The organism is Negativicoccus succinicivorans, assembly GCF_018373335.1.
In the GTDB taxonomy this organism is placed as follows: domain Bacteria; phylum Bacillota; class Negativicutes; order Veillonellales; family Negativicoccaceae; genus Negativicoccus; species Negativicoccus succinicivorans_A.
This window is the reverse complement of record NZ_JAHAHH010000057.1, coordinates 1-8,682: the sequence shown is the minus strand read 5'-3', so window position 1 is coordinate 8,682 and position 8,682 is coordinate 1. Positions and strand designations below refer to the sequence as shown.

Below are 8,682 nucleotides of genomic sequence, written 5' to 3'. Positions count from 1 at the left end.
CATTCACTGGAAGCAATGATCCAGGATCGTACCACTGCTAAATATTTACAGGAAGCGTTGGTCACACAGCGCAATGAGCGCTATGTCGTGCCGGTTAAAGCGGAATATAAATATGCGGTGCCGGGGATTGTGCATGATCGTTCCGCAACCGGGCAAACGCTTTACATTGAGCCGCTCGTTTCCGTAGAATTAAATAATGATTTGCAAGAAGCAGCTTTGGCGGAGCATACGGAGATTGTGCGGCTAATGACGGTGCTTTCTGAACAGGTGGCGCAGGTCGCGCAACCGTTGATGCATACAGAAAAATGTACCACAGAGCTGGATTTCATTTTGGCACGAGGCTACCTTGCGGCAGAGGATCATGGACGATCAGCGCAACCTGCCGCTGATGCTGAAATTATTTTAGAGTCCGTTCGCCATCCGCTTTTACCCCAACAAAGTGCAGTACCCATCACTGTTGAAATCGGTAACGGGTATTCGATTTTGGTGGTGACCGGATCGAATACCGGCGGCAAGACGGTTGCCCTAAAGACGGTGGGTCTGGTAGCGGCGATGAATCAAGCGGGACTTTTTATCCCTGTTTCGGGACGTGCAGTTTTACCTATATTCCAAAATATTTGGGTGGCGATCGGCGACGAACAAAATATGGCGGAAAATCTGTCCACGTTTTCCGGACATATGAGCCGTCTGATTCAAATTATGAAAGATGCAGGCAGTAACGATCTGGTGTTGCTGGATGAGTTGGGATCAGGAACGGATCCTGTGGAAGGTGCGGCGCTTGCGGTTGCGATTTTGGAGTACTTCCATCGCTTGGGAGCGCTTGCCATGGTAACCACACATTACAGTGAGTTAAAGCAGTACGTTTATACGCATCCCGGCATGGAAAATGCACATGTTGAATTTGATGATGAGACGCTTACACCCACTTACCGTTTGCAGATCGGTATTGCAGGGAACAGTCAGGCGCTTAATATTACAAAACGCCTCGGCATGATTCCTGAAGTGCTGGCTCGCGCTCAGGAATTGAAACAAGCTTCCGCGTATTATGAAATGGAAACGGTGCTCGAAGAACTGAATCATAAACGCCGCGAACTTTCCCGCATGGAGGAAGACTTGCAAACGCGGCTTGAGAAAGCGGAAAAATCGCATGCCAAATGGAATGAAAACAACCAGGAGCTGCAGCGTAAAAAGCAAGCCATTCTGCAGAAAGCACGTGATGATGCGCGGCAATTAAAGCGTGAGCTTAAAGTGAATGCCGAACAAATCATTAAAGACTTGAAACGCAGCGCTAAAGAGGCAAAAGATAAACAGCAGTCGGTCGTTGATGAAAAACGGCAAGCGATTGATCGTTTGTCGATACCGAACGCGAATGAACGAACAAAAATCCCGCTTCGCAAGATCAAAATCGGACAAGCGGTGTATGTAGATACGTTGGAAAAGGTCGGCACGGTTGTTGATATACAGGGGAAACAGTTTAAAGTTGATTTAGCCGGTCTGCCGATTACGGTAGCGGGCAGAAATTTATTTTACCCGTTGCCGCAAGAAGCAAAGCCAAAGGAAATAAAAACAAAAGAGCAGATTCGCCGCAAAACAGTAGCTCCGAAAATGCGTATGGCGGCGCAAAGCATTAATCTGATCGGGGAGACAGTGGCGGATGCTGAACCGCAAGTAGCCGCTTTTTTGGATGCGGCGATGCTGGCTGGTTTGACCTCGGTGGAAATTATTCATGGGAAAGGTACCGGCGCATTACGCAAAGGGATTCACGCACAATTGCGTAAAATTCCCTATGTAAAATCTTTTTCATTCGCCCCGGCGGTGGCCGGTGGTAGCGGCGTGACAGTGGTGACACTCGGATGAATAACGTAGAGGAAAGTTCACGCAGTCGAGCGGTCAAATGGTTGTTGCGTCTAAGCGGAGTGAAGGCACTGACGGAATGGACTGACGGAGATATCCTGAGTTGGATTATCAAGCGACAGTTGGTGTGGGATGCCACCGTACCGCATTGGCTAACACAACGCCATGAAGTAAGCGATATGACAAAGGACGGCATTCGTACTGTCCGTATTGCGGCATCAAAAGCAAACAACAAACAGTATTTGTACTATGTACATGGCGGCGGCTTTTTAATGGAGATGTATTTCCTGTACTGGCTTTTCGCCGATCGAATCACGTCGTCATTGGGGGCGGAACTCGCCCTGCCGATTTATCCGCTGTTGCCGGAAGCAAATATGGAAGCAGGTTTTCAGGCGGTTCTCGCTTCCTATCAACGCTGGTATAAAACAATTCCCAAGGATGCCAAGATCCATATCATAGCGGATTCGTCGGGCTGCTCGTTAGCGTTACGATTAGCGCAGGAAACTGTCGCAAGCGGCGTACCGGCTCCGGAAAATTTAATTTTGATCTCGCCTTGGGTGGATATGAACATATCAGACAAACGCTTGCATATCTATGAGCAGGATGATCCGTTTATATCCGTAGAAGCATTACGTGAATGTGCCGCGATGGCCGTACCTGATCAAGAATACGATGACCCTAGGTATAGCCCCTTATACGGAAATTTGTCAGGCATCGGACGGCTGAGCGTCTTTACCGGAACGGCAGATACACTGTATCCGAATGCATTGGCATTGCGAAATCAAGCCACATTGGCGCATGTACCGATCAATTATTACGAACATACCGGGATGTTTCATATTTATCCGCATTTTCTCGTGGAAGAAGGGCGACAGGCATTTGCGATGATTAAAAAAATCATTGCGGGTAAAGCGCCTGATCCGCAAGGTCGCGGATTTACAATTATACGCTAAGGAGACAATTATGTTGAACAGTACAGAAAAGATGGTAGATGTAGGCGGCTTCCCGATTCCTGAGGATCAGGCGGAACAGTTTTGCGAAATGCGTGAAGCAATGGCAAAAGCAGCTACGGAAGTATTAAAAGGCTTTTGCACAAAGGTGGAGCGTAAAAATCTGGACGAAGTGCTGGGGGAAGGCGTTATCGGTTATTTTGCTGACGGCGACGAGGTGCATGTTTCGCTGGACCCCTTTGAAGTGCCGGCCATGCATGTTGCGCATGAACGCGGTAAGTTGTTGGAGTACATTCTGGCCGCTAATGGAATTCCCGTCGAATATTATGAACAACATCTTCGCAGAGTGTAAAAGTTGTTACGAAATACATAATAATGTACAATAATAAGGAAAACGCCTAAAGAGCGTTACGAGAAAGTGAAGGAGATGCGCATGATTCATATTATTTGTGACACCACCGCATGCTTGAGTGATGAATTTGTGGCTCGTCATGACAATCTACATATGATCCCCCTGTATATTTCACTTGGGGGCGGTGAAACTGTGAATGACAACAGTATCAGTACGAAAGAAGTTTTTGAAAGCTATGAAGCTACAAAAATTCAGCCGTTGACCAGTCAGCCGTCTATTGGCGAATGGATGCAAATTTTTAATTCGATTCCTGAAGAGGATCCGATCATCATTATCACGATTAGCAAGATCGTCAGCGGTACCGTACAGACCGCTCGGGTCGCAGCGAAGCAATCGAAGCGGAAACATATTGCGGTGATCGATTCGCATTCCACTAACGGCGGTATGCAGATTTTGGTCGAGGAAGCATTGACGATGATTGAAGAGGGCAAAGATTTCGATACTATCGTGGCACAACTGCACGAAAATATTGCCAATTCGATTACAATGTTTATGCCCACTGACTTAAATTATTTGCAACGTGGCGGTCGTATCGGCAAAGTCGCAAGCTTAGTCGGTTCGATTTTGCAAATCCGTCCTATTCTTTACCTCGAGTCGGATGCAATTGGTATACTGGACAAAGTACGCACGACAAAAAGGGCGATGCAAAAAATGAAAGAAAAAGCGATGTCTCGTCCTATAAAACGTCTTCACGTCGCCACTATTTTAGCGGATGAACTGGGACTCCAATTCAAGAGAGAATTGGAAAGCGAACTTCCTGATGTCACTATTACTCACTCGGAAGGATCGCCGGTCTTAGGGGCACACTTGGGACCGCAAGTGGTCAGTTTAATGTTGGAATGGGAACACGAAGACGGCACCGAGGAGGACACGCATGTACAGTGAAATTGACGGCACACATTATAAACAAATGCTGATTGGCGCTTATCAGGCATTTAAAGAGAACTATGAAAAGATCAATGAATTAAATGTATTTCCCGTTCCGGACGGTGATACCGGTACCAATATGCTGAACACATTACGTTCAATGTATAGCATGATTGTCAATAATGACAGCGAATTTATCGGAGTCATTGCGGAAACGGCAGCCACCGGTGCTATTATGGGCGCGCGTGGCAACTCGGGGGTCATTTTATCGCAAATTATCCAGGGTTTGGCGAAAGGTCTGCGCGGTAAAAAACAGGCGTCTTCTCGTCAGCTGGGAAAAGCATTTCAATATGGGATTTTATATGCGTATCGTTCGGTCGTAAAGCCGGTCGAAGGTACCATTTTGACAGTCGCGCGAGGCATTGCGAAGGGAACTCGTGACGTAACTCGTACCGAGCGTGATTTCAGCAACGTTTTGCGTAAAGCGATTCAAAGCGGTCAGGAAGCATTGGCACAGACGCCTGAACAATTACCGATTTTAAAAGAGGCGAATGTGGTGGACGCGGGTGGACAAGGCCTATTGCTGTTCTTGGAAGGATGTCTGGCCGGATTGACAGGCGAAGTAAGCATTACTCAGGAACAGATGCCGGCCACCGTTAAAAAACTGCAAGTGAAAGGTGAAACGTTCTCGATCGATTACCCGTATTGTACGGAATTTATTCTCCAACCGGCTAAAATCAAAGGTGCAGACGCACGTAAAGTACTGGAAGCATGGGGCGAATCGATGGTCGTTGCCGAAGGCACCAACCTTTTAAAAGTTCATATTCACACACAACGCCCGGGTCGGGTACTGGATATGGCAGCAGATTGGGGCACATTGCATGATATCAAAGTGGATAACATGATGGACCAATTTGAACGAAATAAAAATATTGCTCGCAACACCGAGAAAAAAGCGCTAGGCTTATTAGCGGTAGTATCCGGCGACGGCTGGGAAAAAATCATGAAAAATATGCAGGCCGAAGTATTGAGTGGCGGGCAAACCATGAATCCTTCCGTTCAGGAAATCATGCAGGCGCTGGACTCTCTTTATGCGGACAATTATATTATTTTGCCGAATAATAAAAACATCATTCTCGCCGCGAAACAGGCACAAAAAATTCTCGGCGAAAAATTGCAAATTGTACCGACTGCAAATCCTGCGGAGGGTGCTGCGGTAGCTATGCAATATGATCCGAATAGTGATGTAACAAGCAATGTGGAACGCATGTGCGAAGAGCTTGAACACATCCGTGCGGCAGGCATTACGCAAGCGGTGCGGGACAGCACGGTAGACGGTGTCCAAATTACCAAAGATGATTATATGGGCATTATTTCCGGCGAACGTGTGATTACCGCCGCCGAACTTTCCGACGTGTTGGCAGACGTGTTGGAAAAGTTGGTGAGTATGCAGCCGGATGCCGAATTGGTTACACTTTATTACGGCGCCGATCTGGATGAAACGCAGGCCAATGAATTGTTGGTCCAAGCACAAGCGAAGCACACGGATATCGATTTGGAATTACAATATGGCGGTCAAGCGTTGTATCCATTCTTTATTTCGATTGAGTAAAAAAGAGTAATAAAAAAAGACCAACCTTGGTTGGTCTTTTTTTATTACTTTACTTTTCATCATCACTACGATGGGGGCGAAAGACATTTAGAACTTTGTCGCGTGTCTTTTTAATTTGCGCACCGGTGGTTTTGACACGCCGCCATTGTGTTGTATGCGATTTTGTTTTCGGTTTCATATCTCGATTGGGATCAACCTTGCCGCGCTTGATACTGGTTGCACGAATTTTGTCCGGCCGAAATTGACGACGGAATATTTTCATTGTTTGCGTAGGATTGGCATCTGTACGGAATGTGAATACATCCACCGCAACGTATCCCAAGTCGGGGTAGGAATGCAGACAGACGTGACTGTCTTTGCCGATTGCAATCACAACGAGCGCTTCATCATATTTATGTACGTGGGTATCATATAAATCTAAATCCAGATATGCCATCGCCGTGTGGATGGTATCCAGCAAGTCGGGAAAATTATCGACCAGCGAAATTCGGCAGCCATAGCAGTCAATCAGAATGTGTTTGCCCAGAGACAGCCCCATATATTCACCTGCTTTCTATATTTCCATTATAGCAAACATAATAAAGATAAAAAACAGTTGCAAAAAGTCAAAAGGTCAGCTATAATGATCATAAAGACAAAAGGTCAATGGTTATGTAAGCGAGGTGATTCTATGGGTAAGATGGTAGCCGATCGAATTGAACGGTTTATCATGCGCCGATTTTTAGAAGAAGAAGCACAGGAAATTATATTACAACGCAAAGAGATTGCAAATGCATTGGATTGTGCGCCGTCGCAGATCAGTTATGTATTGAGTACGCGGTTTTCCCCGGAAAAAGGTTTCAGTGTGGAATCACGCCGCGGCTTGGGCGGCTTTATTCGGATAACGGTTATTCGCCCGCTGGTCGGGGAAGATAATGATAGATTAACGATCGCTGATATCGATAAAGCGCTATACAATTTACTGCAGGAAGCGGTGATCACACAACGTGAGGCGCAGTTTTTACATGAAGCATTTTTGACTATTTGGCAAGAAACTGAAGGCAATATGCGAAGGCATCTCATGTTGCAATTACAGAAACGAATTAATCAACTTTTTTAGGAAGAGGGTGAGCGATGATGCAATGCGATCGTTGCCATAAGAATGAAGCGGTTTTGCATGTCACTCAAGTTCATAACGGACATAAAGAGGAGCGACATCTTTGCGAAAAATGTGCGCAAGAGACAGGGGAACTGCCGCAATGGACACAGAGCCCGTTTGATTTATGGGATACCGATTTTTTTAAAAACTTGGTAAATCCGCAGCAAAGCCGACCGGAGCAGGCACAATGTTGTCCGCAATGCGGCTTGACATGGGCGGAGTTTAATGAACGCGGACGTCTTGGCTGCGCCCGGTGTTACGAAGTCTTTGCCGATTCTTTATGGCCCTTATTGCAGCGGTTGCAGGGGGCGACAAAGCATGTCGGTAAAGTACCTTCAAGAGGGTCCGGCGTTTTTACTACCAATCACCAGATTAAGCGGTTGCAGCAGCAACTGAATACTGCGTTGGAGAAAGAAGAGTATGAAGAGGCGGCGCGCCTGCGCGATGAAATCTACGCGCTGCAACATGAGCCGCCAACAAAAGAGACGGAGGAGGGGCAGAAATGAACATTAAAAATGTTTTGACGAGCCCCGCTCAGCCGTGGTTCCATGGAAAACACCCGGATAGTGATGTCGTGCTTTCCAGCCGAGTTCGTTTAGCACGTAATATTGCCAATATTCAATTTCCGAACATGGCCAACGAAAGTGAATTGATGGCCGTGGAAATGGCAGCCAATGAGGCCAAGCAATCTCTTAGCGAAGAGTATCAAGAAGAGATGACATACGTGAAAATGTCGGACCTGGATCGTGTCGATCGTGAAATTTTACTGGAAAAGCATTTAGTGAGTCCGCAACTGATTTCCGTGCCGGCACATCGTGGGATCGTAATCAATGAAGCGGCCGATATAACGTTTATGGTTAACGAAGAGGATCATTTTCGGTTACAAATGTTAGCCGGCGGGTTACAGCTGGAATCATTGTGGGAAAAAGCCAACCGTGCAGACGACGCGTTAGAAAGCAAAATAAACTTTGCGTTTACAGATAAATGGGGCTACCTAACGGCATGTCCAACCAATGTCGGTACCGGGATGCGGGCCTCGGTTATGGTGCATGTGCCGGCATTAGTCAGGACTAAAAAAATTAAGCGGATTATTCAGGGTATTTTGAAGTTCAGTTATTCTGTGCGCGGAATTTATGGTGAAGGGTCGGAAATGCTGGGAGATATTTTGCAAATTTCCAACCAGGTCACACTGGGAATCAGCGAAGCAGAAATTGTAGAAAATTTAACGAATCTGACGCATCAGTTGGTAAAAGAAGAAACGGCGGCGCGGGAAGAACTGCGCCGCACACAGGCGGTGGAACTGCGCGATGAAATTTGGCGCGCGTACGGCATTTTACGATATGCCCGAAAACTATCCGGACACGAAGCATTGACATTATTGAGCACTGTGGAGTTGGGGCGTATCTTGGGGTGGCTGTCTCATATTCCCGAAAATTTATTTCGCGAGATGATGGTTACGACACGTCCGGGGTTTCTCCGCCGCTATGCCAACACGGCAACACTTAATGAAACGGAACGCGACCGGTGGCGAGCAGCTGTCGTTCGTGAAACATTAGACAATAAAGTAAAGGAGTGAAAGTATATGAACAATAAATTGACGGAAAGCGCAAAAGCAGCACTGACCTATGCGCAAGAAACCGCGATGGAAGCTGGTTCGGATGTCGTCGGCACGGAACATATCTTGTTGGGGATTGCCTCACAGCCGAAAAGCATCGGTGGCAAAGTATTAAATGAAGTCGGTTTTACGCTCGAAAAAGGTCGTGCCATGTTGCTTGGGAATCGTCCGGCAAATCCGTCTTCAGATATCGGCATGAGTCCGCGCACTAAACGCGTCTTGCAAAGTGCAGTT

10 protein-coding genes are annotated in these 8,682 nt (G+C 46.8%); 9 read left to right on the top strand and 1 reads right to left on the bottom strand.

All coding sequences use genetic code 11. The annotated features are described in order from the left end of the window. From KH813_RS05090 to KH813_RS05070, 5 genes are all read left to right on the top strand, one after another. Window positions 1-1,857, top strand: a 1,857-nt coding sequence (locus KH813_RS05090) for an endonuclease MutS2 (protein ID WP_303994061.1), incomplete at its 5' end; no start/stop codon positions are given. Further along, window positions 1,854-2,807 (top strand): alpha/beta hydrolase fold domain-containing protein, encoded by a 954-nt coding sequence (locus tag KH813_RS05085; protein WP_303994058.1) that lies wholly within the window; start codon window positions 1,854-1,856, stop codon window positions 2,805-2,807. The genes KH813_RS05090 and KH813_RS05085, both read left to right, overlap by 4 nt. Window positions 2,808-2,817: 10 nt before the next feature. Next, window positions 2,818-3,156, top strand: a complete 339-nt coding sequence (locus KH813_RS05080) for a hypothetical protein (RefSeq protein ID WP_303994055.1) — start codon at window positions 2,818-2,820, stop codon at window positions 3,154-3,156. Window positions 3,157-3,237: 81 nt separating this feature from the next. Next, entirely contained in the window at window positions 3,238-4,101 is an 864-nt protein-coding gene (locus KH813_RS05075) for a DegV family protein (protein ID WP_303994053.1), read from the top strand. Next, entirely contained in the window at window positions 4,091-5,695 is a 1,605-nt protein-coding gene (locus tag KH813_RS05070; RefSeq protein ID WP_303994051.1) for a DAK2 domain-containing protein, read from the top strand. The genes KH813_RS05075 and KH813_RS05070 overlap by 11 nt, the downstream gene beginning before the upstream one ends. Window positions 5,696-5,744: 49 nt before the next feature. Here KH813_RS05070 and KH813_RS05065 read toward each other — a convergent pair whose 3' ends face one another. Then, window positions 5,745-6,233 carry an S-adenosylmethionine decarboxylase family protein gene (locus KH813_RS05065; protein ID WP_303994049.1) on the bottom strand — a complete coding sequence of 163 codons (489 nt, stop codon included), beginning with the start codon at window positions 6,231-6,233 and terminating at the stop codon, window positions 5,745-5,747. 132 nt (window positions 6,234-6,365) lie between these two features. On the opposite strand from KH813_RS05065, the gene KH813_RS05060 reads away from it, so the two are divergent. From KH813_RS05060 to KH813_RS05045, 4 genes are all read left to right on the top strand, one after another. Continuing rightward, window positions 6,366-6,794: a CtsR family transcriptional regulator gene (locus KH813_RS05060; RefSeq protein WP_369694437.1), complete on the top strand. Its 429-nt coding sequence runs from the start codon at window positions 6,366-6,368 to the stop codon at window positions 6,792-6,794. 14 nt (window positions 6,795-6,808) lie between these two features. Beyond that, window positions 6,809-7,339 (top strand): UvrB/UvrC motif-containing protein, encoded by a 531-nt coding sequence (locus tag KH813_RS05055; protein WP_303994046.1) that lies wholly within the window; start codon window positions 6,809-6,811, stop codon window positions 7,337-7,339. After that, window positions 7,336-8,409, top strand: a complete 1,074-nt coding sequence (locus KH813_RS05050) for a protein arginine kinase (protein WP_303994043.1) — start codon at window positions 7,336-7,338, stop codon at window positions 8,407-8,409. Before KH813_RS05055 ends, KH813_RS05050 begins: the two co-directional genes overlap by 4 nt. A gap of 6 nt (window positions 8,410-8,415) precedes the next feature. Further along, window positions 8,416-8,682, top strand: a 267-nt coding sequence (locus KH813_RS05045; protein ID WP_303994041.1) for a Clp protease N-terminal domain-containing protein, incomplete at its 3' end; no start/stop codon positions are given.

Bases quoted from the DNA above. Each gene is read 5' to 3' on its own strand.
- KH813_RS05085 (WP_303994058.1), top strand. From the start codon at position 1,854: ATGAATAACGTAGAGGAAAGTTCACGCAGTCGAGCGGTCAAATGGTTG.
- KH813_RS05065 (WP_303994049.1), bottom strand. From the start codon at position 6,233: ATGGGGCTGTCTCTGGGCAAACACATTCTGATTGACTGCTATGGCTGC.
- KH813_RS05050 (WP_303994043.1), top strand. From the start codon at position 7,336: ATGAACATTAAAAATGTTTTGACGAGCCCCGCTCAGCCGTGGTTCCAT.
- KH813_RS05080 (WP_303994055.1), top strand. From the start codon at position 2,818: ATGTTGAACAGTACAGAAAAGATGGTAGATGTAGGCGGCTTCCCGATT.
- KH813_RS05075 (WP_303994053.1), top strand. From the start codon at position 3,238: ATGATTCATATTATTTGTGACACCACCGCATGCTTGAGTGATGAATTT.
- KH813_RS05070 (WP_303994051.1), top strand. From the start codon at position 4,091: ATGTACAGTGAAATTGACGGCACACATTATAAACAAATGCTGATTGGC.
- KH813_RS05060 (WP_369694437.1), top strand. From the start codon at position 6,366: ATGGGTAAGATGGTAGCCGATCGAATTGAACGGTTTATCATGCGCCGA.
- KH813_RS05055 (WP_303994046.1), top strand. From the start codon at position 6,809: ATGATGCAATGCGATCGTTGCCATAAGAATGAAGCGGTTTTGCATGTC.